This window comes from Pseudomonas sp. DE0010, assembly GCF_007680745.1.
GTDB lineage: Bacteria > Pseudomonadota > Gammaproteobacteria > Pseudomonadales > Pseudomonadaceae > Aquipseudomonas > Aquipseudomonas parafulva_B.
Map to the genome: position 1 here is coordinate 1 of NZ_VEJQ01000206.1, position 272 is coordinate 272.

General features: G+C 72.1%; 1 protein-coding gene. It reads left to right on the top strand.

All coding sequences use genetic code 11. The annotated features are described in order from the left end of the window. Positions 1 to 272: Hpt domain-containing protein (locus FS767_RS22265; RefSeq protein WP_144968255.1), on the top strand; the 272-nt coding region annotated here is incomplete at both ends.

Here is a 272-nt window from a genome sequence, read left to right on the forward strand (position 1 = left end):
CGCCGCCGACCCCCGATGCCGAGGCGACCGCCGAGGTGCTGGCGACGCCGGTCAACCCCATCAATCCTCCGGCGGCGCAGGTGCCGCAGGCACTGCTGCCGCCCGCGGCCGATGCCGAGCCGGTCGAGGAGGAGCTGCGCGAGGTCTTTATCGAAGAGGCCGGCGAGGTCCAGGCCGAACTGGAGCGCTGGCTGCCGACCTGGCAGGCCGAGCCCGAGCAGCGCACCGCGCTGAGTGAATTGCGGCGCAACTTCCACACCCTCAAGGGCAGT